20 protein-coding genes are annotated in these 25735 nt (G+C 66.8%); 4 read left to right on the top strand and 16 right to left on the bottom strand.

All coding sequences use genetic code 11. The features are described 5' to 3' along the window. Positions 1-20: 20 nt before the first annotated feature. The 6 genes from nqrE to FEI13_RS16875 form a co-directional block, all read right to left on the bottom strand. A complete protein-coding gene (nqrE, locus tag FEI13_RS16905; protein WP_138182690.1) occupies positions 21-638 on the bottom strand; it encodes an NADH:ubiquinone reductase (Na(+)-transporting) subunit E in 618 nt (205 codons plus the stop codon). A 1-nt stretch (position 639) separates the two neighbouring features. Continuing rightward, positions 640-1308 (bottom strand): NADH:ubiquinone reductase (Na(+)-transporting) subunit D, encoded by a 669-nt coding sequence (locus tag FEI13_RS16900; protein WP_138182689.1) that lies wholly within the window; start codon positions 1306-1308, stop codon positions 640-642. 2 nt (positions 1309-1310) lie between these two features. Continuing rightward, positions 1311-2129, bottom strand: a complete 819-nt coding sequence (locus tag FEI13_RS16895) for a Na(+)-translocating NADH-quinone reductase subunit C (RefSeq protein WP_138182688.1) — start codon at positions 2127-2129, stop codon at positions 1311-1313. After that, positions 2129-3355: an NADH:ubiquinone reductase (Na(+)-transporting) subunit B gene (locus FEI13_RS16890; protein WP_138182687.1), complete on the bottom strand. Its 1227-nt coding sequence runs from the start codon at positions 3353-3355 to the stop codon at positions 2129-2131. Before FEI13_RS16890 ends, FEI13_RS16895 begins: the two co-directional genes overlap by 1 nt. Then, positions 3355-4704, bottom strand: coding sequence for a Na(+)-translocating NADH-quinone reductase subunit A (locus FEI13_RS16885; protein ID WP_138182686.1), 1350 nt, complete (start codon positions 4702-4704; stop codon positions 3355-3357). The genes FEI13_RS16890 and FEI13_RS16885 overlap by 1 nt, the downstream gene beginning before the upstream one ends. Positions 4705-5161: 457 nt before the next feature. Continuing rightward, positions 5162-6625 carry a glyceraldehyde-3-phosphate dehydrogenase gene (locus FEI13_RS16875; protein WP_138182684.1) on the bottom strand — a complete coding sequence of 488 codons (1464 nt, stop codon included), beginning with the start codon at positions 6623-6625 and terminating at the stop codon, positions 5162-5164. A 201-nt stretch (positions 6626-6826) separates the two neighbouring features. Here FEI13_RS16875 and mfd point away from each other — a divergent pair, with 201 nt between their 5' ends. Together mfd and FEI13_RS16865 are read left to right on the top strand one after the other, a co-directional pair. Beyond that, the gene (gene mfd / locus FEI13_RS16870; protein ID WP_138182683.1) at positions 6827-10276 is read left to right on the top strand and encodes a transcription-repair coupling factor; all 3450 of its coding nucleotides are present in this window, start codon (positions 6827-6829) and stop codon (positions 10274-10276) included. 148 nt (positions 10277-10424) lie between these two features. After that, entirely contained in the window at positions 10425-11474 is a 1050-nt protein-coding gene (locus FEI13_RS16865; protein ID WP_138182682.1) for a L,D-transpeptidase family protein, read from the top strand. A gap of 217 nt (positions 11475-11691) precedes the next feature. Here FEI13_RS16865 and FEI13_RS16860 read toward each other — a convergent pair whose 3' ends face one another. From FEI13_RS16860 to FEI13_RS16825, 8 genes are all read right to left on the bottom strand, one after another. Beyond that, positions 11692-11955: an Lpp/OprI family alanine-zipper lipoprotein gene (locus FEI13_RS16860; protein ID WP_138182681.1), complete on the bottom strand. Its 264-nt coding sequence runs from the start codon at positions 11953-11955 to the stop codon at positions 11692-11694. Between the two features lie 193 nt (positions 11956-12148). After that, positions 12149-12760 carry a L,D-transpeptidase family protein gene (locus FEI13_RS16855; RefSeq protein ID WP_138182680.1) on the bottom strand — a complete coding sequence of 204 codons (612 nt, stop codon included), beginning with the start codon at positions 12758-12760 and terminating at the stop codon, positions 12149-12151. 297 nt (positions 12761-13057) lie between these two features. Beyond that, on the bottom strand, positions 13058-13522 hold the full coding sequence (locus tag FEI13_RS16850) for a 2-hydroxyacyl-CoA dehydratase (RefSeq protein WP_138182679.1): 465 nt from the start codon (positions 13520-13522) through the stop codon (positions 13058-13060). Between the two features lie 154 nt (positions 13523-13676). After that, positions 13677-15269, bottom strand: a complete 1593-nt coding sequence (locus tag FEI13_RS16845) for an ABC-F family ATPase (protein WP_138182678.1) — start codon at positions 15267-15269, stop codon at positions 13677-13679. 226 nt (positions 15270-15495) lie between these two features. After that, positions 15496-15993 (bottom strand): NYN domain-containing protein, encoded by a 498-nt coding sequence (locus tag FEI13_RS16840; RefSeq protein WP_138182677.1) that lies wholly within the window; start codon positions 15991-15993, stop codon positions 15496-15498. Next, entirely contained in the window at positions 15987-16448 is a 462-nt protein-coding gene (locus tag FEI13_RS16835; protein WP_138182676.1) for a DUF6586 family protein, read from the bottom strand. Before FEI13_RS16835 ends, FEI13_RS16840 begins: the two co-directional genes overlap by 7 nt. Next, the gene (gene topA / locus FEI13_RS16830) at positions 16445-19093 is read right to left on the bottom strand and encodes a type I DNA topoisomerase (protein WP_138182675.1); all 2649 of its coding nucleotides are present in this window, start codon (positions 19091-19093) and stop codon (positions 16445-16447) included. The genes FEI13_RS16835 and topA overlap by 4 nt, the downstream gene beginning before the upstream one ends. 283 nt (positions 19094-19376) lie before the next feature. After that, entirely contained in the window at positions 19377-21941 is a 2565-nt protein-coding gene (locus tag FEI13_RS16825; protein ID WP_138182674.1) for a DUF3141 domain-containing protein, read from the bottom strand. 253 nt (positions 21942-22194) lie between these two features. Between FEI13_RS16825 and FEI13_RS16820 the strand changes: the two genes are divergently transcribed. After that, entirely contained in the window at positions 22195-23181 is a 987-nt protein-coding gene (locus tag FEI13_RS16820; protein ID WP_138182673.1) for a LysR family transcriptional regulator, read from the top strand. Positions 23182-23390: 209 nt separating this feature from the next. Further along, entirely contained in the window at positions 23391-24443 is a 1053-nt protein-coding gene (gene lipA / locus FEI13_RS16815; protein ID WP_138182672.1) for a lipoyl synthase, read from the top strand. Positions 24444-24607: 164 nt separating this feature from the next. Here the strand turns inward: lipA and lipB are convergent, their stop codons facing one another. Continuing rightward, the gene (gene lipB / locus FEI13_RS16810) at positions 24608-25285 is read right to left on the bottom strand and encodes a lipoyl(octanoyl) transferase LipB (RefSeq protein WP_138182671.1); all 678 of its coding nucleotides are present in this window, start codon (positions 25283-25285) and stop codon (positions 24608-24610) included. Further along, a complete protein-coding gene (locus FEI13_RS16805) occupies positions 25285-25596 on the bottom strand; it encodes a YbeD family protein (RefSeq protein WP_138182670.1) in 312 nt (103 codons plus the stop codon). The genes lipB and FEI13_RS16805 overlap by 1 nt, the downstream gene beginning before the upstream one ends. Positions 25597-25735: the final 139 nt, after the last annotated feature.

The raw sequence follows: 25735 nt of genomic DNA, 5'->3' as shown, positions 1-25735 counted from the left end.
CCGGGAGAGCACGACCTGCCTCAGAGCTGGATGCCGGAGAAGGACATGAAGCCCAGCGACATCAGCCCCACGGTGATGAAGGTGATGCCCAGCCCCTGGAGGGAGTCGGGAACGTCGCTGTACTTGAGCTTCTCGCGAATGCCGGCCAGCGCGGTGATGGCCAGGGCCCAGCCGGTGCCGGCGCCTACGCCATAGACCACGGACTCGCCGAAGTTGTAGTTGCGCTCGACCATGAACAGCACGCCACCGAGGATGGCGCAGTTCACGGTGATCAGCGGCAGGAACACGCCCAGCGCGTTGTAGAGCGCGGGCACGTACTTGTCGAGGAACATCTCCATGATCTGCACCAGGGCAGCGATGACGCCGATGTAGCTCAGGTAGCCGAGGAACGACAGGTCGATGTTCTCGGCACCGCTGATGCCGGTCCAGGTCAGGGCCCCTTCCTTGAGCAGGAAGGTGTAGACCAGGTTGTTGACCGGCACGGTAACGCCCAGCACCACGATCACGGCGATGCCCAGGCCGAAGGCGGAGGAGACCTTCTTGGAAACCGCCATGAAGGTGCACATGCCCAGGAAGAAGGCCAGGGCCATGTTCTCGACGAACACCGAGGCGACGAACAAGCTCAGATAATGTTCCATGTTACACGGCCTCCTTCGGCTGGGTGTTTTCCTTCATCTTGAACTCGTTCTCCTCGATCTGCTCCGGGCTGACCGAGCGCAGCACCCAGATGATCAGGCCGATGATGAAGAACGCCGACGGCGGCAGCAGCAGCAGGCCGTTGGGCACGTACCAGCCGCCATCCTGCACCGGCTGCAGCACGGTGAAGCCGAACACGCTGCCGGCACCGAGCAGCTCGCGGAAGAAGCCCACGGTCATCAGGATGAAGCCGTAGCCGATGCCGTTGCCGATGCCGTCCAGGAAGGACATCCCCGGGGTATTGGTCATGGCGAAGCCTTCGGCACGCCCCATCACGATGCAGTTGGTGATGATCAGGCCGACGAACACCGAGAGCTGCTTGGACATCTCGTAGGCGTAGGCCTTGAGGATCTGGTCCACCACGATGACCAGCGAGGCAATGATGGTCATCTGCACGATGATGCGGATGGCGGACGGGATGTGGTGACGGATCAGCGACACGAACAGGTTCGAGAAGGCCGTCACGAAGATCACCGCCAGCGTCATGACCAGCGAGACGCTCATGCTGGTGGTTACCGCCAAGGCCGAACAGATCCCCAGGATCTGCAGGGCGATGGGGTTGTTCTTGAAGATTGGCGTCGTCAGGACGCTCTTTGCGTTGGCAGCAGACATGGTCAGGCTCCTTCACTTTCGAGTTCGACGTCGGCGCCCTGGGCGGCGTCCTGGCTGGTCCCCTCACGGAAACTGGCCAGATAATTACCGAAGCCCTCGGGGCTGAGCCAGAACTGCAGCATGTTGGTCACGCCACGACTGGTCAGGGTAGCCCCGGAGAGGGCGTCGACCTCGTTCTCACCACTGGCGCCGCCCTTGACCAGGCGGATCGCCGGCGCGAGTTCTCCGCTCTCGTCGAAGATCTCCTTGCCTTCCCACTGGGCCTGCCAGCGCGGGTTGTTGACCTCACCCCCCAGCCCGGGCGTCTCGGCGTGTTCGTAGTAGGTGATGCCGACGATGGTGTTGCCGTCGCCTTCCACGGAGAGGAAGCCACGCATCAGGCCCCACAGGCCCTGGCCGCGGATCGGCAGGATGATCTGCTCGGGGTCGTCCGGATCGCCCACCAGGTAGACGGTGCTGTAGTGCTCCTGACGGGTCAGGCCGGCGATGTCCTTTTCCCCCGAGAGGGTACGGGATGCCGCCGGGTCACGACGCGCCTGGAAGCCCTCATAGGTGGAGGGGTCGAACTCGTCGGTGTACTCGCCGCTGCGCAGATCCACCACCCGCGGCGTGATGACCGACTCGAACGTCTCGTTCACGTCCATGCCGGACTCATAGAGCTGGGCCACCTCGAGGATATTGGTCTTGCGGTCCAGCTCCTGGTTGAACTGTTGCTTCGAACGCAGGGCCACCGCGGCGGTGGAGACGATGACGGCACACACGAGACTAAGTGCGAACGCCACCGTCAGGATCTTCTTGATGGAGTTGTTGCTCTGTGCCATCAGGCAGTCTCCTCGGCCGGTACACCGGTGCGCTGCAGGCGGCGCTTGATGTTGGCCTGGACAAAGAAGTGGTCGATCAGCGGGGCGAACAGGTTGGCGAACAGGATCGCCAGCATGATGCCTTCGGGGAACGCCGGGTTGACGACGCGAATCAGTACGGTCATGACACCGATGAGGGCGCCGAAGATCAGGCGACCCTGATTGGTCATCGAGGCGGAGACCGGGTCGGTGGCCATGAAGACCATGCCGAAGGCGAAACCGCCCACCACCAGGTGCCAGTACCAGGGCATGGCGAACATCGCGTTGGTGTCGGAGCCGATCAGGTTGAAGAGCGCGCTGGTCGCCACCATGCCCAGGAACACGCCGAGCATGATCCGCCAGGAGGCGATCTTGGTCCACAGCAGCACCGCGGCGCCGATCAGGATGGCCAGGGTCGAGACCTCACCCACCGAGCCGGGAACGAAGCCGAGGAAGGCATCCGCCCAGCTGAACTGGCTGGAGAGGGCCGACATGCCGTCCTGGAAGGCGATGGAGAGCGCCGTCGCGCCGGTGTAGCCGTCGGCCGCTACCCATACCGCATCACCGGAGATCTGTGCCGGATAGGCGAAGTAGAGGAAGGCACGGCCGGTCAGCGCCGGGTTGAGGAAGTTCTTACCGGTGCCGCCGAAGATCTCCTTGCCGATCACCACGCCGAAGGTGATGCCGAGCGCCACCTGCCACAGCGGAATGGTGGCCGGCAGGATCAGGGCGAAGAGCACCGAGGTGACGAAGAAGCCCTCGTTGACCTCGTGGCCGCGCTTGATCGCGAACAGCACCTCCCAGAAGCCGCCGACCACGAAGGTCACCAGATAGATCGGCAGGAAGTAGGTGGCACCGAGCACGAAGTTGGCCCACAGGCTGCTCGGGTCATGACCGCCGGCCAGCGTCATGATGATCGCCTCGCGCCAGCCGCTCGGGGCACCGAAGCCCTCGGCGATGGCCAGGTTGGTCTGCCAGCCGGCGGCCCACATGCCGAAGAGCATGGCCGGGAAGGTGCACAGCCAGACGGTGATCATGATGCGCTTGAGATCGATGCCGTCGCGCACGTGCGCGGTGGTCTTGGCCACATCCGGCGGGGCGTAGAAGATGGTGTCCACCGCCTCAAAGAGGGGATAGAACTTCTCGTACTTGCCACCCTTGTGGAAGTGGGGTTCGAGATTGTCGAGTGTCTGTCGGATACCCATCATCAGGCCTCTTTCTCGATCATGGTGAGGTTATCGCGCAGGATGGGACCATACTCGTACTTGCCGGGGCACACGTAGGTGCACAGCGCGAGGTCCTCTTCATCCAGCTCCAGGCAGCCCAGTGACATTCCCGTCTCGATATCGCCGACGATCAGCGTGCGCAGCAGCTGGGTGGGCAGGATGTCCAGCGGCATCACCTCCTCGTAGGTCCCTACCGGCACCATGGCCCGCTCGGAGCCGTTGGTCGAGGTGGTCGGCGCGTAGTTGCGCAGGCCCGTAATCTTGGACAGGTAGATGCCCATCACGGAGTGGCGGTTCTTGCCGGGCGACATCCAGCCCATGAACACGCGCTTGTTGCCCTCCTCGAGCAGGCTGACCTGGTTATGGAAACGCCCCAGATACCGCAGGCTTCCCTCGCAGATAGCCCCGGCGAACACCGAGCCTGAGATCACGCGGGTGCCGTGGGGATCGATCACCTCACCGGCGAGCAGTTCGTCGGCGCTGGCGCCGATGCGGGTACGCAGCAGGCGCGGGTTCTCGGCGCGCGGGCCACCCACGGCGATCACACGATTGACGTCGAGCTTGCCCTCGGCGAACAACTTGCCGAAGGCGATGACGTCCTGATAGCCGATGTGCCAGACACGCTTGTGCAGGCCAACGGGCGAGAGATGATGGATGTGCGTACCCACGAGACCGGCCGGGTGCGGACCGCCGAAGGTCTCCTGCTGCACGCCCTTGAGATCGCCACCCGGCACGCGCGCCTCGGGCGCCGTGCAGAGGTAGACCCGCCCCTCGGTGAGGCGGCTCAGCACCTTCAGGCCATCTTCGAAGGCCTCGGCCTGCTCGTTGATGATAGCGGCAGGATCGGCAGACAGCGGATGGGTATCGATGGCGGTGACGAAGATATCGGTCGGCGTGCCGTCGACGGCCGGGGTGCGCGAGAAGGGACGCGTGCGCAGCGCGGTCCACAGCCCCGACTCGACCAGCTGATCGACCACGGCTTGACGCTCCAGGCTCTCCAGCTTGTCACGGCCGTGGGCGGTGAACTCGACCGCCTCCTCGGTCTCGTCGACCTTGATCACCACCGACAGCAGCTTGCGCTTCTCGCCGCGGTGGATGGCGACGATCTCGCCGGCGGCCGGGGCCGTGAAGCGCACCCCGTCGATCTTCTTGTCGGTGAAGAGCAGCTGGCCAAGCTTGACCCTGTCTCCCTCACGGACCTCCATGGTCGGCTTCATGCCGACGTAGTCGGTGCCCAGGACGGCCACATGGCGCACCGGTCGCGCATCCTCGATACGCTCCTCCGGTGTCCCCGCGATGGGGAGATCCAGGCCTTTCTTGACTTCGATCATAGTCTCGCCCAGTTGATGGATCGGATAGATGAAGAAAGGGGTTCGAATGGATTCGAATTCTTCTGTTTTCAGTACGTTACCAGACAGGCCCGAGGCTCGCTCGAACCACCCCGAAAAATCCACCGTATTATAAAGACAAGCGTCAGGGATGACCACCTGACCTATGGTCGCAAAGCGGCCAAGCGGCCAAGCGGCCAAGCGGCCAAGCGGCCAAGCGGCCAAGCGGCCAAGCGGCCAAGCGGCCAAGCTGCCAAGCGGCCAAGCGGCCAAGCGGCCAAGCTGCCAAGCGAGGTTGTGCCGACTACATCAGCAAAAGCAAGAACCCCCATCGGAGTCGCTCCGTGAGGGTTCCTGATCTATCTCTTCAGCGACACCCGCCTGTCACGGGTCAGCTTGGCGGCTCGGCGCTTGGCTGCTCGGTGCTACCCGAAGGGCGCTTGGCGCTGCCCGAAGGGTATCAGGCCTGGGCGCGGGGCAGCTTGAGGAAGTGCACGTTGGAGACCTGCTGCAGGATGCGGATCACCTGGCAGCTGTAGCCGAACTCGTTGTCGTACCAGACATAGAGGACGGCATTCTTGCCGTTGGCGATGGTCGCCTTGGCGTCGACGATGCCGGCGTGACGGTTGCCGACGAAGTCGGTGGAGACCACCTCCGGCGAGTCGACGAAGTCGATCTGCTTCTGGTAGGGGGAGTCCAGCGACATGCGCCGCAGGAAGTTGTTCAGCGCCTCGGCGTCGGTCTCCCTGTCCAGGCGCAGGTTGAGGATCGCCATGGAGACGTTGGGGGTCGGCACGCGGATGGCGTTGCCGGTCAGCTTGCCCTCGAACTCGGGCAGCGCCTTGGCGACCGCCTTGGCGGCACCGGTCTCGGTCAGCACCATGTTGAGCGGGGCGCTGCGACCGCGACGATCGCCCTTGTGGTAGTTGTCGATCAGGTTCTGATCGTTGGTGTAGGAGTGCACGGTCTCCACGTGGCCATGCTCGACGCCGAACTCGTCGTTGAGCACCTTGAGCACCGGCACGATGGCGTTGGTCGTACAGGAGGCCGCGGAGATGATGCGGTCCTCGTCGCGAATGTCCTGGTGGTTGATGCCGTAGACGATGTTCTTGACCTCGCCCTTGCCCGGCGCGGTCAGCAGCGCCTTGGCCACGCCCTTGCACGCGAGGTGCTGGCCCAGGCCCTCGGCGTCGCGCCAGATGCCGGTGTTGTCGACCACCACGGCGTTGTCGATGCCATAGGCGGTGTAGTCGACCTCGGCCGGCGAGTCGGCGTAGATCACCTTGATGGCGTTGCCGTTGGCGATCAGGGTGCGCGACTCGACGTCGACGCTGATGGTGCCGTCGAACGGGCCGTGGACCGAGTCGCGACGCAGCAGGCTGGCGCGCTTCTCCAGGTCCTTGGCGATGTCGCCCCGGCCGCGCACCACGATGGCGCGCAGGCGCAGCAGGTTGCCACCGCCGGCCTTCTCGACCAACACCCGCGCGAGGATGCGGCCGATGCGGCCGAAGCCGTAGAGCACCACGTCCTTGGACTTGCCATTGCCGGCGTCCGGGTCGTGGGCATCGACGATCTCGCTGAGCTGCTCGCGCAGGAAGGCCTCGGCATCGCCGTCGCCGCGCTGCTTGAAGGCCACGCCCAGCTTGCCCACGTCGACGTGAGCCGGCCCCAGGTTCAGGTCCATCATGGCCTTGACCAGCGGGAAGGTGTCCTGCACGGAGAGCTCGGTTCCCTCGACCTTACGCACGAAGCGATGATCCTTGAGGATGCGGATCACGCTGCGGTTGAACAGCGACCGCCCGAACATGGTCACGACCACGTTGTTGTGGCGATAGAGGCTGCCGATCATCGGGATCATCTGCTCGGCGATCGCCTGGTTGTCGTGCCATTCCTGGAAGACGGTATCGGGGGACTGCTGGCTCACGGGTGGCCTCTCCTGGGTGAGAATAGTGAGGGTAACTGTGGGGCATTATCCGGGGGGATGCTCCCGGGGGCAATCGCAGGATGGTCGCAGCCGCTGTAGGGGTTTTACAGAAACCTGTCCCCGACTACAGCGCCACGCCGGGGCTGGTATGATGAAGCCACTTCACACACCGCTCACGAACACGGCTGGGTACCGAATCGCATGCCGAACTTCTCGCCGCTCGACCCGCCGCGCCCCCAGGGGCTGCGCGACATCCTCTACTGGCAGACCCCGGCGGGCAGTGCCACGGCCCTGGCCCTGGCGCACCTCGCCGAAGACGCGCCGCTGCTGGTGATCACCCCCGACACCGCCTCGGCACAGCGCCTGGAAAGCGACCTGGGCTTCTATGGCCGAATGCCGGTGATGCCCTTCCCCGACTGGGAGACCCTGCCCTACGACAGCTTCTCGCCGCACCAGGACATCGTCTCGTCGCGGCTGCGCACCCTGCGCCGCCTTCAGGACGGCGAGCACGGCATCGTGCTGGTGGCCATCAACACCCTGATGCAGCGCCTACCGCCCGTGGACTACATCGCCGGGCGCGTCATGACGCTGGAAGCGGGCCAGACGCTGGATCGCGAAGGGTTTCGCAGTGCCCTGTCACGCGCCGGCTATCGTGCCGTGGAGACGGTCTTCGAACCCGGCGAGTATGCCCTGCGCGGCGCGCTGATCGATCTCTTTCCCATGGGCGCCGAGTCGCCGCTGCGTATCGACCTGTTCGATGACGAGATCGATACCCTGCGCCACTTCGATCCGGATACCCAGCGCAGCCAGGACCGCGTCGAGCGGGTGGAACTGCTCCCGGCCCATGAGTACTCGCTGTCGCGCTCGGCCATCGCCTGCTTCCGCGAGGGGTTCGAGACGCTGTTCGACGTCGACCCGCGCCAGTGCCCGCTCTACGTGGACGCCCTCAAGGGCATCCCCTCCCCCGGCCTCGAGCAGTACCTGCCGCTGTTCTTCGACGAGACGGCGACCCTGTTCGAGCACCTGGCCGAGGGCACCCGGGTGGCCATGCTGCCCGGCGTTTTCGAGGCGGCCGAGCACCACTGGGAAGCCATCGAGAGCCGCTTCGAGAACCTGGGGGTCGATCCGACCCGCCCCCTGCTGCCGCCCCACCGGGCGTTCGTGCCGGTGGCCGAGGTCTTCGGTGGCATCAAGCGCCATCCCCGGGTGGCACTCACCGAAGAGGCCGAGCACCGCCATGCCGTGACGCCCGCCAGCCAGGCCCCGCCGACGGTGACGGTCAACGCCCGGGCCAAGCAGCCGCTGGCGGCTCTCTCGACCTTCCTCGACGACCACCCCGCCACGCGCGTGCTGTTCGTGGCCGAGTCGCGCGGCCGGCGCGAGGCCCTGGAGGAGACCCTGGCGCCGCTGCGGCTCGCCCTGCCCCACGTCGATGACTTCGCCGGCTTTCTGGAGAGCGAGGCGCGCCTGGCCATCACCGAGGGCGAGATCGATACCGGCCTGTGGCTCACCGACCCCGACCTGGCGGTGATCAGCGAGACCGAACTCTTCGGCGAGGTGGTCCGCCAGAGCCGACGTCGCGAGAAGGCCACCGACGACGGCGAGCTGGCGATCCGTCACCTCTCGGAACTGCGCCCCGGGGCGCCGGTCGTTCACCAGGCCCATGGCGTAGGCCGCTATCGCGGCCTGGAGACCCTGGAGGCCGGCGGCCAGGCCGCCGAATTCGTGACCCTGGAGTACGCCGAGGGCGCCCGGCTCTATGTGCCGGTGGACAGCCTGCACCTGATCTCGCGCTATGCCGGCGCCGACGACGAGCTCGCCCCCCTGCACCGGCTGGGCTCGGACCAGTGGGAGAAGGCACGCCGCCGCGCCGCCGAGAAGATTCGCGACACGGCCGCCGAGCTGCTCGACATCTATGCCCGCCGCGAGGCGCGGGAGGGCTTCGCCTGCCCACCGCCCGACGAGGAGTACGCCCGCTTCGCCGCCAGCTTCCCCTTCGAGGAGACCCCCGACCAGCGCGCCGCCATACACGCCGTGATCGGCGACTTGACCGCCCCGCGCCCCATGGACCGGGTGGTCTGCGGCGATGTCGGCTTCGGCAAGACCGAGGTCGCCATGCGCGCCGCCTTCCTGTCGGTCCACGCCGGGCGCCAGGTGGTGGTGCTGGTGCCCACCACCCTGCTCGCCCGCCAGCACTACGAGAACTTCCGCGACCGCTTCGCCGACACCGCGGTGAACATCGAACTGATCTCGCGCTTCACCGCCGGCAAGGGACAGGCCGCCTCCCTGAAGCGCATCGAGGAGGGCCAGGCGGACATCGTCATCGGCACCCACAAGCTGCTCTCGAAGAGCACCCGGCTTCCCAAGATGGGCCTGCTGATCATCGACGAGGAGCACCGCTTCGGGGTCGCCCAGAAGGAGCGCCTGAAGAGCCTGCGCAGCGAGGTGGACATCCTGACCATGACCGCCACCCCGATCCCACGAACGCTGAACATGGCCATGAGCGGTATCCGCGATCTGTCGATCATCGCCACCCCCCCGGCCCGGCGCCTGTCGGTGAAGACCTTCGTCCAGCAGCGCGACGAGGCGGTGATCAAGGAGGCGATCCTGCGCGAGATCCTGCGCGGCGGCCAGGTCTACTTCCTGCACAATGAGGTCAAGACCATCGAGACCGCCGCCGAGACGATCCGCGAGCTGGTGCCTGAGGCGCGGGTCGGCGTCGCCCACGGCCAGCTGCCGGAGCGCTCGCTCGAGCGGATCATGTCCAACTTCTACCACAAGCGTTTCAACGTGCTGGTCTGCTCGACCATCATCGAGACCGGCATCGACGTGCCCAGTGCCAACACCATCGTCATCGAGCGCGCGGACAAGTTCGGCCTGGCCCAGCTCCACCAACTGCGCGGCCGCGTCGGTCGCAGCCACCACCAGGCCTATGCCTATCTGCTCGCCCCGCCGCCGCGGGTCATGAGCAAGGATGCCGTCAAGCGGCTGGAGGCCATCGCCGGCGCCGAGGACCTGGGCGCCGGCTTCACCCTGGCCAGCCACGACATGGAGATCCGCGGGGCCGGCGAGCTGCTCGGCGAGGAGCAGAGCGGGCAGATGGAGGCCGTCGGCTACGGCCTCTACATGCAGATGCTCGACCGCGCGGTGAAGGCGATCCGCGAGGGACGCACCCCCAATATCGAGGCCCCGCTGGATCAGGGCGTGGAGGTCAGTCTCAACCTGCCGGCGCTGATCCCCGACGACTACCTCCACGACGTCCAGCAGCGCCTGGTGATGTACAAGCGCATCGCCAGCGCCGCCGACGAGGCGGAGCTCAAGGAGCTGCAGGTGGAGATGATCGACCGCTTCGGCCTGCTGCCGGCGCCGGTGAAGACCCTGCTGCGCCAGACGCGGCTGCGCCAGCGCGCCGAGCGCCTGGGCATCGCTCGCCTGGAAGCGGGCCCCGAGAAGGGCCGGGTGATCTTCTCCGGCCAGACCGCCGTCGATCCGCTGGTCCTGGTACAGCTGATCCAGCAGGCCCCCGATCGCTTCCGCCTCGACGGCGCCGACACCCTGCGCTTCGAGGCGAGCATGGAGCAGGAGGAGGCCCGCTTCGACGCGGTGGAGCGACTCCTCGAGACCCTCAACCGCAAGGCCGAAGCGGCCTGATCGACGACACCGCGGGAGGATCAGCCAATGCCGATCCACCCGCCCCACCTGGCAGAAACCGGTCGCGGCGGGCGATACTATAGGGTCAAGGCGCCCAGGACGGGCCCATCGCAGCCCCCGACGACCGGTAACCACGAGACATGACTCGATGACGCACTCTTCTCCGCTCGGGCTCGCTGCCCGATTCGCCACCGCACTGGGCCTCTTCGCCGCCCTGACCGCGCCCCTGCAGGCCAGCACCGACGACTGGCCGCGTGGCCACTACCCCCTCCCCGAAGAGGGAGACATCGTCGGTGAGATATACACCATCACCTCCGACAGCGGCGATACGCTGATCGAGATTGGCCATGAACACGGTATCGGCTATGAGGAGATGGTCCGCGCCAACCCCGACATCAGCATCTGGGCACCCTTCGAGGATACCGAGGTGGTGATCCCGGGTCGCTTCATCCTCCCCGAAGGCCCCCGCGAAGGCGTGGTGGTCAACGTGGCCGAGATGCGCCTCTACTACTACCCGCCCACGGAAGAGGGCGAGACGCCCCGGGTCGAGACCTACCCCATCGCCGTGGGCCGCATGGACTGGAAGACACCGCTGGGCGAGACCCGGATCACCGAGAAGGTCAAGAACCCGGCCTGGTACCCGCCGGCGTCGATCCGCCGCGAGCATGCAGAGGCCGGCGATCCCCTCCCCAGCGTGGTCCCTCCAGGGCCGGACAACCCGATGGGCACGCGCAAGATGCGCCTGGGCATCCCCGGCTACCTGATCCACGGCACCAACAAGCCCGAGGGCGTGGGCATGCGCGTCACCCACGGCTGCATCCGCATGCTGCCGGAGGACATCGAGGCCCTCTTCCCGCGCCTGCCGGTGGGCACCCAGGTCACGCTGATCAACGAGACCATCAAGTTCGGCTGGGTCGATGGCGTCCTGCATGTCCAGGCCTACCCCTACCTCGATGAAGAGGAGGGCACCACCATTCAGCACGTTACCGAGGCGCTCTCACAGGTCGATACGGCGATCAGCGGCCTGGACTACCCGGTGGACTACGCCCGCCTGCGCGAAGTCGTGGAGGTGCCGCGCGGCATGCCGGTGCCCCTGGAGGTCGAAGCCGCTGAGCCGGCTCCCGAGACCCTCTGGGATCGCCTGGAGCTGATTGCCGCCGAGAGCAGCGCCCGCGAGAGCCAGGCCGAGGAAAGCTGAGCCTCTACTGGCCTCTGATCGCGCCGCAAGTCGAGGCGTCAAACCGTTCGCTCCCACAAGGGCACAGTGCCATCACCATGTTGCGGGAGCGATCTTCAGATCGCTCCCGCAGAACAGCATCCATCAAGAAGAAGGCACCAACGACAAGGGCCTCGCCATGATGGCGAGGCCCTTGTCTGATGGTTCCGCTACCGCCCTACCGGGCGGTGGAGACCGATCACTTGCGCATGGAGCTCTCGAACATGCGGTTCATCTCGTCGCGGTTCTGCTGAGACATCTGCAGGGCCGCCTGAGCATCGCGCTGAGCCTGGTTGGCGGTGTTCTGCGCCTGGGTAGCGATGCTGCGAGCTTCTGCAGCGTCGGCCTGAGCGGACTCGGCGGTCATACGGACTTCTTCCAGGGCGCCAGTAGAGGCACAGCCAGCCAGCACGGCCAGAGAAGCAGCAGCGGCAGTCAGCTTCAGGGTAGTCTTCAGTGTCATGGTGTTCTCCTTGAGTCTTCCTTGGTACTGCGTTGATGTTGCCTGGGAATCAGGTTTCCTGCATATGCAGGACCTCACGCAGCATTATCATCTGCTGCGAAGCATGGGGAGTCAAACGCTGTTTTTAAGGTTCGTCACGGAGTACGTCACGGCGCTTATCCTTAGCTTAGAACGCCCCTTGCGCATGTAAAGACTAGCGGATGACGACGCGTGTGCCAATGTCGACCAGCGACGACAGGCGCTCGACCTGCGGGTCCGTCACCGCCACGCAGCCATCGGTCCAGTGAAAGCGCCGATGGATATCTGGATCCCCCTCGCCGAGGCCGTGAATCCCGATGAAGCCGCCCAGGATCGTTTCCTGGGGCGGATAGCCATGACGGCGGTAGTAGGAGAAGTAGTCGTCGTAGTCCTGCTGGCTATAGACCCCCGCGTTCAACGCCATGCGGGCATGGGTCGGGGTGGGATAGTCCAGGCCGATAAAGATGTGGAACTTGCTCTGCCGGTTGAAGCGATTGACCCGGAACTCCCCCAGCGGCGTGGCTCGGTCGCCTCGCTGACGCTGGGGCTTGGCCCCTCCGCGCCCCAGCGATGCCCGTTCGAAACGCTCCAGGAGACGGTTGCCCTGATAGACCTTGAGGTTTGCCTCGCTGTCATCGACCAGCACCCAGCGCTCCCCGTCATGGCGAGGCACGATCGCCTGAGAGAGCAGGTCATCCATCGGGCTGGCGGACGCGGGGGTGCCGAGCAGCAGCAGTGGCGAACCCAGCGCCAGCAGGCCGAAGCGGCGGCGAGAGAGGTGGTTCATCGGCTGACATCTCTGGAGCGTGGTGAAATGAAGCGCAGCGCTACGGTCGACGTTATACCGCATTGCGTCGGCGCTGTCAGGTGCGGCCGGCGAGGCCACCGATGAGCCTCGTCTCGCCCGGCTACGGGGCGGCCCGTCGCAGAACGGCGTCAGTGGCGTCTGGGAGGAACATCCATGCCATCGTGGCGGTCGCCGCAAGGCGCCCGGGGACTCTCATGCCCGCCTGTTGCCGAAAAGAGACAGTGCTCATGGCGTCGTAACCGCTATCAAACGGCGCCACGAGGGCGTCGGCGGCGCTCAATAGTCCTCGAGTCGTTGCATGTCGCGGGCCAGGCGTCGCACCTCGGCCTCGTGGCCGCTGGCGAGCGCCGCGAAGAACTCACGCTCCGCCTCGATCGAGGCCCGCTCGATGCGGTGCGCGTAGAGGTCCTGAAGGGTGCGATGCATGGTCAGAGCCGTGGTCAGCACGTCCTGAACGCTGTCGCAGGCCACGCACCGAGTGAGACGATCGAGGGTGGGCGCATGGGGAAAGTCGGCCGGGTCGTCGAACCAGGTCTCGAGGACCTTGCGATGGTCGCCGCCCTCCTCGAGATAGCTTGTCAGCTCGGCCTGCATCTTCCGCTCGTGCTCGGCCAGATACTCCAGGGCCATGCGTACCCGATCGCTGACGTCGCCGGCAGCCAGCCGGTCGTAACGCTCGGCCAGCCCCCGATGATAGTCGGCCGCCCAGGCGACCAACTCCTTGACCTGATGAAAGCGCATGAGACGCTCCTCCCGGTGATGCCCCGACGAGGGCGAGTGGATCCTGACTTCAGCCTAGCCAAGCCGCGGGCATTTCGCTTGATGCAGATCATCCGATATGCACTCGTCGCCGTCGGGAGTGGGCGGCGCCGTTGCGAACCGCCGACCGCGAGGATCAGCCGTAGAGGCCCTGACTGCGCAGGTAGTCGTCGTAGCTGCCGCTGAAGTCGGTGATCCCGACGCCGCTCATGTCGAGGATACGGGTCGCCAGCGACGAGACGAACTCGCGGTCGTGGCTGACGAAGATCAGCGTGCCCGGATAGTTCTCGAGCGCCAGGTTGAGGGCCTCGATGGACTCCATGTCCAGGTGGTTGGTCGGCTCGTCCATCAGCAGCACGTTGGGCTTGGTCAGCGCCAGCTTGCCGAACAGCATGCGCCCCTGCTCGCCGCCGGAGATCACCTTGACCGACTTGCCGATGTCGTCGCTTGCGAAGAGCATCCGCCCCAGGGCACCGCGAACCTCCTGCTCGCCGCCCGTGGTCCACTGCGCCATCCACTCGTAGAGGGTGGCGTCGTTGGCGAAGTCGTCGGCGTGATCCTGGGCGAAGACGCCGACCTCGGCGCTGTCGGTCCAGCGCACCGCGCCGGCCTCGGGGTGCAGCTCGCCGGCCAGGGTCCTGAGCAGGGTCGTCTTGCCGATGCCGTTGGGGCCGATGATGGCGATGCGCTCGCCGGCCTCCACGGTCATGGAGAGGCGCTCGAAGAGCGGCGCATCCGCATCGAAGCCCTTGGTGATCGCCTCGACGTTGACCGCGTTGCGGTGGATCTTCCTGCCCTGCTCGAAGCGGATGAAGGGGCTGACGCGGCTGGAGGGCTTGATGTCCTCGAGCTTGATCTTGTCGATCTGGCGCGCCCGGGAGGTGGCCTGCTTGGCCTTGGAGGCGTTGGCCGAGAAGCGGCTGACGAAGGCCTGCAGCTCGGCGATCTGCGCCTTCTTCTTGGCGTTGTCGGCATGCTGGCGCTCACGGGCCGCCGTGGCGGCGGTCATGTAGTCGTCGTAGTTGCCGGGGAAGAGCGTCACCTCGCCGTAGTCCAGGTCGGCCATGTGCGTGCAGACGCTGTTCAGGAAGTGGCGATCGTGGGAGATGATGATCATGGTGCTGTCCCGGGCGGTCAGCATGCCCTCCAGCCAGCGGATCGTGTTGATGTCCAGGTGGTTGGTGGGCTCGTCGAGCAGCAGCACGTCGGGGTCGGCGAACAGCGCCTGGGCCAGCAGCACGCGCAGCTTCCAGCCCGGGGCGATCTCGCTCATGGGGCCCGTGTGCTGGTGCAGGGGGATACCCAGGCCCATCAGCAGCTCGCCGGCGCGGGACTCGGCGGTGTAGCCGTCGAGCTCGGCGAAGCGCACTTCCAGGTCGGCCACGGCCATGCCATCGTCCTCGCTCATCTCCGGCAGCGAGTAGATGCGCTCGCGTTCGGCCGCGACCTGCCACAGCTCGTCGTTGCCCATGATCACGGTGTCGATGACCCGCTCGTCCTCGAAGGCGAACTGATCCTGGCGCAGCTTGCCGAGCCGGGCGCCGGATTCGACCATCACCTGACCCGAAGACGGTTCCAGATCCCCGCCGAGGATCTTCATGAAGGTGGACTTGCCACAGCCGTTGGCGCCGATCAGGCCGTAGCGGTGGCCGTTACCGAACTTGATGGAGACATTCTCGAAGAGCGGCCGGGCGCCGAACTGCATGGTGATATTGGCGGTGGAGATCAATGAAGCGTCCAGTCAGTGCGTGAAGGGGGCGCGATTGTACCGGTTATCGCCGACACTCACATCCATCAAGACTGTCAGAAGCGAGGAGCGCCGGGGGTCAGGCCGAAGAGGAGGTCCTACGCCAGGGATGGCGTCGGTAGCGTACAAGGATGTATTCACAGCGCCTCCTCGAAGGCCTGCCGCCGGATCAGCTCCGAGTAGAACCACTCGCTGAGATAGGCTTTGCCTAAAGCAGCAACTCCCCCTCGATGGGCACGAAGCGGCTGGCCGCGCGGATCAGCGACTCGGCGGTGAGGCGCTCCACGCCGACCACCTCCACCGTCATGCCATGGCGGTCGCGCAGCCGCTCGACCAGCAGGTCGAAGTCACCGTCACCGGAGACCAGCACCACCCGGTCGACGTGCGGCGCGGCCTCCATGGCGTCCAGGGCGATGCCGACGTCCCAGTCGCCCTTGGCGGAGCCGTCGCTGCGCTGGATGAAGGGCTTGAGCTTCACCGCGAAGCCGATGCCGCGCAGGATATCCTGGAACTGGCGCTGTTTGGCGTCGCCGCGATCGACCGCATAGGCGTTGGCCACCACCACCTCACGGCCGGCGGCGAAGCGGCGCCAGAAGGCGTGGTAGTTGAAGTGGCGACCGAAGGCCTGGCGCGTGGTGTAGTAGACGTTCTGCACGTCGACCAGCAGCGCGACGCGCTCCGCCGAGACTGCCAACGCCGCTACCATTCTTCGCTGGTCTCGCGCAGTGCGGCGATCTCGCGCTTGGCCTCGCGCACGCAGTCGCCGAGTTCATCGGCCAGGGAGGCGGCACCCCCCACCGCGATCAGCCCCGGGTTACTGGGTCGCCGCCGGGCCACGCCATCGCTGCCATGCAGCGCCTCGAGCCGGGCGAGCAGCCTGGACAGCCAGCTCTCGGGCCGGGCGGCCAGCTCCCGCAGGCGATGCAGCTCGGCGATGCCGGCCCCCTCGGGGCCGAGCAGTTCGCGCCAGTCGTGGCGCTCGAGGTGGGCATGCTCGGTGACCTCGCGCAGCAGCGACTCGAGGCCCAGCTCGAGCAGGGCCAGCCCGCCCTCCTCCGCCGCCATGCGGCGCGCCTCGGCGTGCTCGTCGTCGCCGGCGGGCAGATCGAGCAGCAGCTCGGCCTGGTAGAACAACTGATTGGTCCGGGCTCGCGGGGTCACTTGCGCTTGTCCTCCACGTGCCATTTGCCGCCCTCGAAGGTGGCCTTCCAGCCGGTGGCCTTGCCGCCCTCATCGGTCATCACGAACTGCTCCTTCGCCTTGCGCGAGAAGCGAATCTGCGCCGGGCGACCATCCGGATCCTCGCTGGGCGCCTCGAGCAGATAGCGGTACTTCTCGGGTAGTTCCTCGGCGTGGGCCTTGAGCTCGGCGACCAGCGGCGGGCGGGTCTCGCGGTTCTTGGGGAACTTGCTGGCCGCCAGGAACAGCCCGCTGGCGCCATCGCGCAGCACGTAGTGATCCTCGACCTTCTGGCACTCGAGCTCGGGCATGGGGATGGGATCCATCTTGGGCGGCGCCACCTCGCCGCTTCTCAGCAGCTTGCGGGTGTTCTTGCACTCGCTGTTGGTGCAGCCGAAGTACTTGCCGAAGCGGCCGGTCTTGAGCTGCATCTCGCTGCCGCACTTGTCGCACTCGATGGTCGGCCCGTCGTAGCCCTTGATGCGGAACTTGCCCTGTTCGATCTCGTACCCGTCGCAATCGGGGCTGTTGCCGCAGATGTGCAGCTTGCGCGTCTCGTCGATCAGGTAGCTGTCCATGGCGGTGCCGCACTTGGGGCAGCGGTGCTTGGCGCGCAGCGCATCGGTCTCGGCGTCCTCGCCGGCATCGGCCGCCACCGCCTCGTCGCCGGGCAGCAGGTCGATGGTGGTCTTGCAGCGCTCCTTGGGCGGCAGGTTGTAGCCGGAGCAGCCCAGGAAGACCCCGGTGGAGGCGGTGCGGATCTGCATCTTGCGCCCGCAGGTCGGGCAGTCGATGTCGGTGGGCACCGGCTGGTTGGGGCGCATACCCTCCTCGCTCTCGGCCACGGCGAGCTCCTTCTGGAACTCGTCGTAGAAGGCATCGAGTAGCTCCTGCCAGTTGCGCTCGCCCTCGGCCACCTCGTCGAGGCTATCCTCCATGCGCGCGGTAAAGGAGTAGTCCATCAGATCGGGGAACGACTCCTTGAGCCGCTCGGTGACGATATCGCCGAGCTTCTCGGCGTAGAAGCGCCGGTTCTCCAGCTTGACGTAGCCGCGGTCCTGGATGGTGGAGATGATGGCGGCGTAGGTCGAGGGCCGGCCGATGCCCTTCTTCTCCAGCTCCTTGACCAGGCTGGCCTCGGTGTAGCGGGCCGGCGGCTTGGTGAAGTGCTGCTGGGGATCGAGGTGCTCGAGGGTCATGGGGGTGCCCTCGGCGAGGTCCGGCAGCGACTGGTCCTCGTCCTTGCGCCCCATGGGCTTCATCACCCGGGTGTAGCCGTCGAACTTCAGCACCCGCCCCTTGGCCTTGAGTTCAAAGCCCTCGACCTCCACGGTCAGGGTGCTGGAGAGATACTCGGCGGGGGGCATCTGGCAGGCCACGAACTGGCGCCAGATCAGCTCGTAGAGGCGCTCGGCATCGCGCTCCATGCCGACGAGGTCGGTGGCACGGCGGGCGACCTCGGAGGGACGAATCGCCTCGTGGGCCTCCTGGGCGCCCTCCTTGCTGGAGTAGCGGTTGGGCGCCTCGGGCAGGTAGCGCGCGCCGAACTCCTCGCCGATGAACTCGCGCACCCCCTCCACCGCATCCCGGGAGAGGTTGGTGGAGTCGGTCCGCATGTAGGTGATGTAGCCGGCCTCGTAGAGGCGCTGGGCGAGCGTCATGGTCTTCTTCACCGAGAAGCCCAGCCGGCCGCTGGCCGCCTGCTGCAGCGTCGAGGTGATGAAGGGGGCATTGGGCTTGGAGCGGGTGGGCTTGTCCTCCCGCGCGGTGATCGCGAGGCGCGCCTGCCTGAGCGCCGCGATACGCTCGAGGGTCTCGACCTCGGACGTGGGCCGGAAGGCCTTGCCGTCCTGGCGCACCAGCTCGAAACGCACCGGCGTCGCGTCATCGCCGGCCCCGTCGACGTGAGGGACCAGGTCGGCATGAACGTCCCAGAACTCCTCGGGAATGAAGGCGTGGATCTCGCGTTCGCGCTCGGCGATCAGCCGGGTGGCGACCGACTGCACTCGCCCGGCGGAGAGGCCACGGGCGATCTTGGCCCACAGCAGCGGCGAGAGCATGAAGCCCACCACCCGGTCGAGGAAGCGACGCGCCTGCTGAGCCTCGACCCGCGGGATGTTCAGCTGGCCGGGATCCTGGAAGGCCTCCTGGATGGCGTTCTTGGTGATCTCGTTGAACACCACGCGCCGATAGCGGGTCTCGTCGCCGCCGATGGTCTCGCGCAGGTGCCAGGCGATGGCCTCCCCCTCGCGGTCCAGGTCGGTGGCGAGATAGACCGCATCGGCCTTCTCGGCGAGCTTCTGGAGCTCGGCCACCACCTTCTCCTTACCCGGCAGGATCTCGTAGTGCGCCTTCCAGCCGTGCTCGGGATCGATGCCCATGCGCCGGATCAGCTGGTCGTGGGCCTTGCGCTTGCGATGCTCCGCCTTCTCCTCCGGCGACATCTTGCGGGTGGCCGCCGCCTGTCGAGCGCGCTCCTTGGGGTCCGACGCCGTCTTGCCCGAGCCGCTGGTCGGCAGGTCACGGATGTGCCCCACGCTCGACTTTACGATGAAGTCGTTGCCGAGATACTTGTTGATCGTCTTCGCCTTGGCCGGCGACTCGACGATGACCAGTGACTTGCCCATAGTGCTCCACTGTGCTGATGGCGCCAGCGTGACGGCTCGCGCCAGACGGTATCGACCCGTCCGCTGCGACGGGTGAAAAATGCGATTACCCTACCCCAGCGATCGGCTTCACGCCAGTCACCCCCGGCGGGCGGCTCCTTGAACCTAGACCGCCGAGTCACGAGACGACAAGCCAGGAACGTCCGGGTGCCAACGACAACGCCCCCGCCGTGAGGGCGGGGGCGTGCGTGTCAAAGCGTTGGCGCGCGGGGCTCAGCCGGCATCGTCGCTCGCTTCTTGCCCGTTACTTCTTGCCGGAGTTACGCGACGTGCGGCGCCGCGGCGCTGCCCGGCTCGCCGGCTTGCGCTTGACACCGGTAGTGGCCGGCTTAGTCGCCGGTTCAGAAGACGCTTCAGCGGTCGGAGTGGCCGCCTCCGGCGCCTCGACGTCCTGTGCCTCGACGTCCTGCGCCTTAACGTCCGGCTCCCCGGCGTTCTGTGCCTCGGCGTCCTGAACGGCGGCACTCTGCGCCTGGGACACCGCGCTTGCCCGGTTCGACTCGGCGACGGGCATCGCCTCCATCAGGCTTTCCACCTCGCGACGGGCGAGCTCTCCGGCCACGGCCTCGCGGGCGATGCTGGCTTCAGAGTCGCGACGCGCCTCCTGCTCCTCCTCGGGCGCGTGATCGATGGCCTGGTGGAACAGCCCCTTGATGCGCTCGAAGCGATCCGCCGCATGCTCGCTGAGCTCGCCACTGGCCGCCAGCACGTGCTCGATATGCGCGAGGTGGGCGTCGATCTGCTGGGCCGTCTGCCCCTTGAGCAGGCTCGGGATCGCCTCCAGGGCCGCCTCATGATCCTGCTGAAGGGTGAAGAACTGCTCACGCACCAGGTGCTTGAAGTCGGCCAGTTGAGCGCCCGGCTCGAGCTCGGCCCGCGAAGCCCGCAACCGCTTGAAGTTGCGCTCGTCGGTGGCCGGGGCGCCGCCCAGCACATGGATCATCGAACGCATGACCGCCTCGTGAGCGCCGCCCTCGGTGATCGCGCGATGGACCTCATTGCGGCGACGCTCGATGAAGCGGCGATGCTCGGGTTCGGCCCCCGGGCGACGGCGATGCGCATGGGCGTCACCGCCCAGGCCCACCATGGCCTGCAGCAACGGCTGACCATAGAAGTCGAGGAAGAAACGCTCGCTGCTGCGATCGCGAAGGTCCCGCCAGGCGTTCAGGCTGCGCGTGATCTGGTCGGAGAAGATGCCCTCCACCGCGCGGAAGACGTTGTCCTCGTGCACCGGATGGCGGTCGGCGCGCACCTTGTCGGCCAGCACCGGGACCGCGGTCATCAGCGGGTTGCGATCGGAGAGCAGACGGTAGCCCAGGCGGTTGGGATGCATGCGCCGCATCCACTTGGCCGACTCCGGCGTGGCCATGGCCTGGACCCAGGGCTGCATGAAGGCGCGGTAGAAGCCCAGGTTGATCTCGGAGATCCGCGCCACCGCGGCGAAGCGGGTGTCATCCTCGGGACGATGCTGGACCTCCTGGTCGAGCTCCTCGATGGTGCGCGGCGTGAACTCGAGCAGGTAGTCGCGCTCGATCAGTTCGGCATCCTCGCGCTCGGCGGCACTGGACACCGTGGTCTCGTAGAGCCCAGGCGGCAGGACGTCGATGTAGTCCATGTTGGCGGTGAACTCGGCATGCTCCTTACGGGAGACGCTGCCGGACACGAAGATGCCCAGGTGACCGGTGGTGTCATGCACGCAGTAGACGATGGTCTGCTCGTTGGCGATCACGTCCTCGACCCCTTCGTAGAGGTCGCGCACCCAGCCCAGGGCCTGGGGCGGCGGCGTGATGTCGTCGCCGCGCGAACAGAACACCACCACCGGCGAGCGCAGGTTGCGCAGGTCGATGCGCCGCCCGTCGGAGGTCACCAGCTGGGCGGTGGAGAGGCGGTTGCCGATGAAGAGGTTGTCGACGATGTACTGGATCTCGTCGCCGCCGAGCACCACGTGGCCGCCCCACCAGCGTTCGAACTCGAGGTAGCGTTCCGCCTCGGTGTCGACCTGGGAGTAGAGCCGGTACTGCTTGCTCCACCAGGTGTTGGCGGGGTTCAAGCGCTCGAAGTTCTGCACCAGCCAGGCGCCGTCGAAGAGCCCGGCGCCCAGGTCACTCAACAGCGAGGTCATCCAGCTACCGCCGGACAGCCCGCCGGTATAGCGCATCGGGGCGCCGCCCCGCTCGCCGGCCCAGTAGGAGAGCGGCGAGCCGGCAATGAGGATCGGGCCGAAGAGGTCAGGCTCGAGGGCCGCGGCCATCATGATCTGCCAACCGGCCTGGCAGTTGCCGACCACCATCGGCTTTTCGGACGTCTCCGGATGACGCTCGATGACGTGGCGCAGGAAGGCGACCTCGGCCTCGACCACGTCCTCGACGGTCTGCCCCGGGACCGGATAGGGCAAAAACCCGATGAAGTAGCAGGGATGTCCGGCGCGCAGGGCGATGCCGATCTCGCTATCGGGCTTGAAGCCGCCGATACCCGGGCCGTGGCCGGCACGCGGATCCACCACCACGAAGGGGCGCATCTGCAGATCGGTTTCCACCCCCTCGGGAGGCTGAATGCGCAGCAGCTCGTAGTTGACCGGGCGAGAGAAGGTGCGGCCGTCCACCAGCACCTCGGTATCGAAACCCAGCACGTTGGGCTTGGTCTGCTCGATATGCTCGAGATACTGGTTGCCGCGCTGGCGCATGATATCCATGAAGAGCACGCTGCGCTCCAGGGTGTCACGCCAGTAATCACAGGCGGCGCGTCCGAAACCGAATGGATCCATGAAGGGCAGCGCGTCGGCTGCAGGAGTCGGTATCAGGGGATTCATTATCAGCTCCAGGGTTGCTCGGTGCCCAAGGCTCCTGTAGCGAATGCTCTCGGCACCGATGCATGAAAGCGGGCTTTGCTGCAATGCAATATAGCGCATGAAACCAGCCGCTGCGAGGACCTTGTGGTGGGCCCGGGGCCCGCACGGGGCATTCGTGGTGCCGATTTACGGCATGGCCGGCGGCGCTCGGGCGGTGCTAGCATGGCGCCAGAATCCCAGAAATCCACGGCATGATGCCGGCGGACAGACCGACATGACCACACCCAAGCTGCTTAACCGCCTGACCTTTCGCCAGCTCCAGGTGTTCCGTGCCGTCTATGACCAGCACTCCTACTCCCGAGCGGCCGAGGCGCTGGGGCTGACCCAGCCCGCCGTGAGCGCCCAGATTCGCCAGCTCGAGCAGGCCCTCGGCCAGCCGCTCTTCAAGTACGCCGGGCGCACCCTGCACCTGCTGCCCGCCGCCGATGCGCTGGCCGCCTCGACTCGCTCGATCTTCGGGCAGGTCTCGCGCCTGCAGATGACGCTCTCCGACCTGGCCGGGACGCTGAACGGCGAGCTCAATCTCGCCGCGGTCTCCACCGCCCAGTACGTGGTGCCGCACCTGATGGCCCGCTTTCGCGCTCACTACCCCGACATCGTGGTGCGCCTGCGCGTCTGCAGCCGGCGCCAGGCGCTGGAGCGACTCGCCGAGCGGCGCGACGACCTGGTGATCATGGCGCGGGTCCCCGAGGGCGACGAGCTGACGTTCATGCCGATTCTCGAGAGTGAGCTGGTGCCCGTGGTCTGGCCGGGCCACCCGCTGCTGGCTGCCGAACACCCCACCCTGGAGGATTTCGCGCGCCACTACGTGCTGATGCGCGAGCCCGGCTCCGGGGTGCGCAGCGCCTTCGAGGAGCAGGCGGCCGAACAGGACGTATGGCTCCCCCATGCCATCGAGCTGGGGTCCAACGAGGCGGTCAAGCATGGGGTGATGGCACAGCTGGGGGTGGCCGTGCTGCCCCGCCTCGCCGTGCGACTGGAGATCGAGGCGGGCCTGCTCGTGCCCCTCGCCCTGCCCGGCTTCCCGCTGCGCCACGCCTGGTGCACGGTGCACCCCCGCGATCATTTCCCGACCCCGGTCACCGAGCTGTTCCTGCGCTTCGTGCGCGAACACCTCACCGAGCTCCACGAGCACTTCGCCGCGCCCCCGACCCCGCTGCCGAGCCACGGCGTCGACTGCCTGCCGATGACCACCTATTGAGCGCCCGCACTTGACCGCCACCCCTTGACCCACCCCGAACCGGCGACCGCGCACGCCCCGCCCGCTGTCCAAAAAGGTGACGGTTATGGTAGGTTATGGGCCTTGAATTCCCGTAACATTCGACGTGCCAGGCTGACTGGAAACGCCGATCGACGCGCCCCCGGGCGCCGTCCCGGTGAGACAGCCGGCGAGCAGAGAGGCTCACAGCTATGAGCGACACCCCCTCCCCACGCGTCTCCAGCGGCGAAAAGTATCGCAACGACCATGGCACGGCCGCCATCAAGGACGGCATGAAGGTGCGTCGCGAGGTCGAGGACGGCGGCGTCAGCGGACGCAAGCCGAGCTGGCTGCGCGCCCAGATCCCCGGCGGCGAGCGCTTCGAGGCGGTCAAGAAGAACGTGGCCACCCACCGGCTCAGCACCGTGTGCGCCGAGTCCCACTGCCCCAACCAGGGCGAGTGCTGGAGCAACGGCACGGCGACCATCATGCTGATGGGCTCGGTGTGTACCCGCGCCTGCCGCTTCTGTGCCGTGGACACCGGCAACCCCAAGGGGTGGCTGGACACCGAGGAGCCGGAAAACACCGCACGCTCCGTGGAGCTGATGGGGCTGCGCTACATCGTGCTGACGTCGGTGGATCGGGACGACCTGCCCGACGGCGGCGCGACCCACTACGCTGACTGCATCCGGGCCATCAAGGCGCGCACCCCCGAGGTGGTCGTCGAGGCGCTGACGCCGGACTTCGACGCCGAGCCCGTGGCGATCGAGCGGGTGGTGGACGCCGGGCTCGAGGTCTTCGCCCAGAACGTCGAGACCGTCGAGCGACTGACCTCGCGGGTGCGTGACCCGCGCGCCGGCTACCGCAAGACCCTGGACGTGCTGGCCCATGCCAAGCGCCATCGCCCCGGAGTCATCACCAAGACCAGCCTGATGCTGGGCCTTGGCGAGACCGACGAGGAGATACTGGCGACCTTCGATGACCTGCGCGAGATCGGCGTGGACATCGTCACCCTGGGTCAGTATCTGCGCCCCACCCGCCACCATCTGCCGGTGGAGCGCTGGGTCACCCCGGAGGAGTTCGACCGCTACCGCGTGCTGGGCCTGGAGAAGGGCTTCATGGAGGTCCCGTCCGGCCCGCTGGTGCGCTCCAGCTACCGGGCCGACCGGGTGTTCGAGAAGAACAACCTCGGCCTGGCCGCCCCCGCCGAGGTGCCGGCCCAGGCGCCGGACCCGAACCGCATCGACGCCGTCAACGTCGGCTGAGCGCCGAGCGCCGAGCGCCGAGCGCCGAGCGCCGAGCGCCGAGCGCCGAGCGCCGAGCGCCGAGCGCAAAGTATGATGTTTCTGCCACCTCTGGTGTCAATGCAAAGCCCCCACTGGATGCTTGGTCCAGCGGGGGCTTGTTCTATCTCAGCCCCTGCAGCCCATCACAGGTCAGCTTGGCGGCTCGGCGCCTGGCTGCTTGACGCTGTTAACTCACGTCCCAGCTCACGCGCCAGGCATTCGGCCAGGCGCTCCCCCACCGCCTCGACGCCCGTACAGTCATGGCAGAGATCGGCCAGTCGCGTCATGGCCATGCCAGCATAGCCGCAGGGGTTGATCCGCGAGAAGGGCGCGAGATCCCCGTCGACGTTGAGCGCGACCCCGTGGAAGCTGGCTCCACGGCGGATACGCAGCCCCAGGGAGGCGATCTTGGCCTCCCCCACGTAGACGCCGGGGGCATCGGGCCGGGCATGGGCCGTCACGCCGTGCTCGGCCAGCAGCGCGATCACCGCCTGCTCCAGGGCGGTGACCAGCTCACGCACGCCCAGGCGGGCGCGGCGCACGTCGAGTAGCGGATAGAGCACCACCTGGCCGGGGCCGTGGTAGGTCACCTGGCCGCCGCGATCGGTGGCAACCACCGGGATATCACCCGGCATCAGCAGGTGTTCGGGCTTGCCGGCCTGACCCTGGGTGAACACCGGGTCATGCTCGACCAGCCAGAACTGGTCCGGCGTCTCGGCATCACGCTCGTCGGTCAGGGTGCGCATGGCCTGCCAGACGGGGCCATAGGGCCGTCTGCCCAGGCGGTGCAGCGCGATCGGCGCCGTGCTGTCAGGTGCCATCACACCACCATATGCACACGGCCGGTGGCCTTCAGCTCGTCGAAGAGAGCCTTGATCTGCACCTCCCCCGTGGCGCGCAGGGTCAGGCGTACCGACAGGAAGCGGCCGTTGCGGCTCGGCACCACCTGGATGCCGGCGGCCTCGAAGCTCGGGTCATGGCGGTGGACGATCTGACAGACCGTCGCCGCGAAATCATCGGCGGCATCGCCGACGACCTTGATGGGGTAGTCGCAGGGGAAAGTGATCTTCGGCGGCGCATCGCCCGCCCGGGGAGCGGGCTTGCGAAGGTCGCGCAGGGAGTTGTCGCTCATGATGTCTTCCGGCGGGTCATGGATATCCGAGCATTTTACTCAACCTGGTGCAGAGAGACCAACGCCGAGCGCCGAGCGCCGAGCGCCGAGCGCCGAGCGCCGAGCGCCGAGCGCCGAGCGCCGAGCGCCGAGCGCCGAG

This window comes from Halomonas urmiana (assembly GCF_005780185.1).
GTDB lineage: Bacteria > Pseudomonadota > Gammaproteobacteria > Pseudomonadales > Halomonadaceae > Halomonas > Halomonas urmiana.
The sequence above is the reverse complement of the archived record's forward strand: the minus strand, read 5'-3'. Positions and strand labels throughout refer to the sequence as shown.

Excerpts from the sequence above, each read along its gene's own strand:
- nqrE (WP_138182690.1), bottom strand. The coding sequence starts at position 638 with ATGGAACATTATCTGAGCTTGTTCGTCGCCTCGGTGTTCGTCGAGAAC.
- FEI13_RS16900 (WP_138182689.1), bottom strand. The coding sequence starts at position 1,308 with ATGTCTGCTGCCAACGCAAAGAGCGTCCTGACGACGCCAATCTTCAAG.
- FEI13_RS16895 (WP_138182688.1), bottom strand. The coding sequence starts at position 2,129 with ATGGCACAGAGCAACAACTCCATCAAGAAGATCCTGACGGTGGCGTTC.
- FEI13_RS16890 (WP_138182687.1), bottom strand. The coding sequence starts at position 3,355 with ATGATGGGTATCCGACAGACACTCGACAATCTCGAACCCCACTTCCAC.
- FEI13_RS16885 (WP_138182686.1), bottom strand. The coding sequence starts at position 4,704 with ATGATCGAAGTCAAGAAAGGCCTGGATCTCCCCATCGCGGGGACACCG.
- mfd (WP_138182683.1), top strand. The coding sequence starts at position 6,827 with ATGCCGAACTTCTCGCCGCTCGACCCGCCGCGCCCCCAGGGGCTGCGC.
- FEI13_RS16865 (WP_138182682.1), top strand. The coding sequence starts at position 10,425 with ATGACGCACTCTTCTCCGCTCGGGCTCGCTGCCCGATTCGCCACCGCA.
- FEI13_RS16860 (WP_138182681.1), bottom strand. The coding sequence starts at position 11,955 with ATGACACTGAAGACTACCCTGAAGCTGACTGCCGCTGCTGCTTCTCTG.
- FEI13_RS16855 (WP_138182680.1), bottom strand. The coding sequence starts at position 12,760 with ATGAACCACCTCTCTCGCCGCCGCTTCGGCCTGCTGGCGCTGGGTTCG.
- FEI13_RS16850 (WP_138182679.1), bottom strand. The coding sequence starts at position 13,522 with ATGCGCTTTCATCAGGTCAAGGAGTTGGTCGCCTGGGCGGCCGACTAT.
- FEI13_RS16840 (WP_138182677.1), bottom strand. The coding sequence starts at position 15,993 with ATGGTAGCGGCGTTGGCAGTCTCGGCGGAGCGCGTCGCGCTGCTGGTC.
- topA (WP_138182675.1), bottom strand. The coding sequence starts at position 19,093 with ATGGGCAAGTCACTGGTCATCGTCGAGTCGCCGGCCAAGGCGAAGACG.
- FEI13_RS16825 (WP_138182674.1), bottom strand. The coding sequence starts at position 21,941 with ATGAATCCCCTGATACCGACTCCTGCAGCCGACGCGCTGCCCTTCATG.
- FEI13_RS16820 (WP_138182673.1), top strand. The coding sequence starts at position 22,195 with ATGACCACACCCAAGCTGCTTAACCGCCTGACCTTTCGCCAGCTCCAG.
- lipA (WP_138182672.1), top strand. The coding sequence starts at position 23,391 with ATGAGCGACACCCCCTCCCCACGCGTCTCCAGCGGCGAAAAGTATCGC.
- lipB (WP_138182671.1), bottom strand. The coding sequence starts at position 25,285 with ATGGCACCTGACAGCACGGCGCCGATCGCGCTGCACCGCCTGGGCAGA.
- FEI13_RS16805 (WP_138182670.1), bottom strand. The coding sequence starts at position 25,596 with ATGAGCGACAACTCCCTGCGCGACCTTCGCAAGCCCGCTCCCCGGGCG.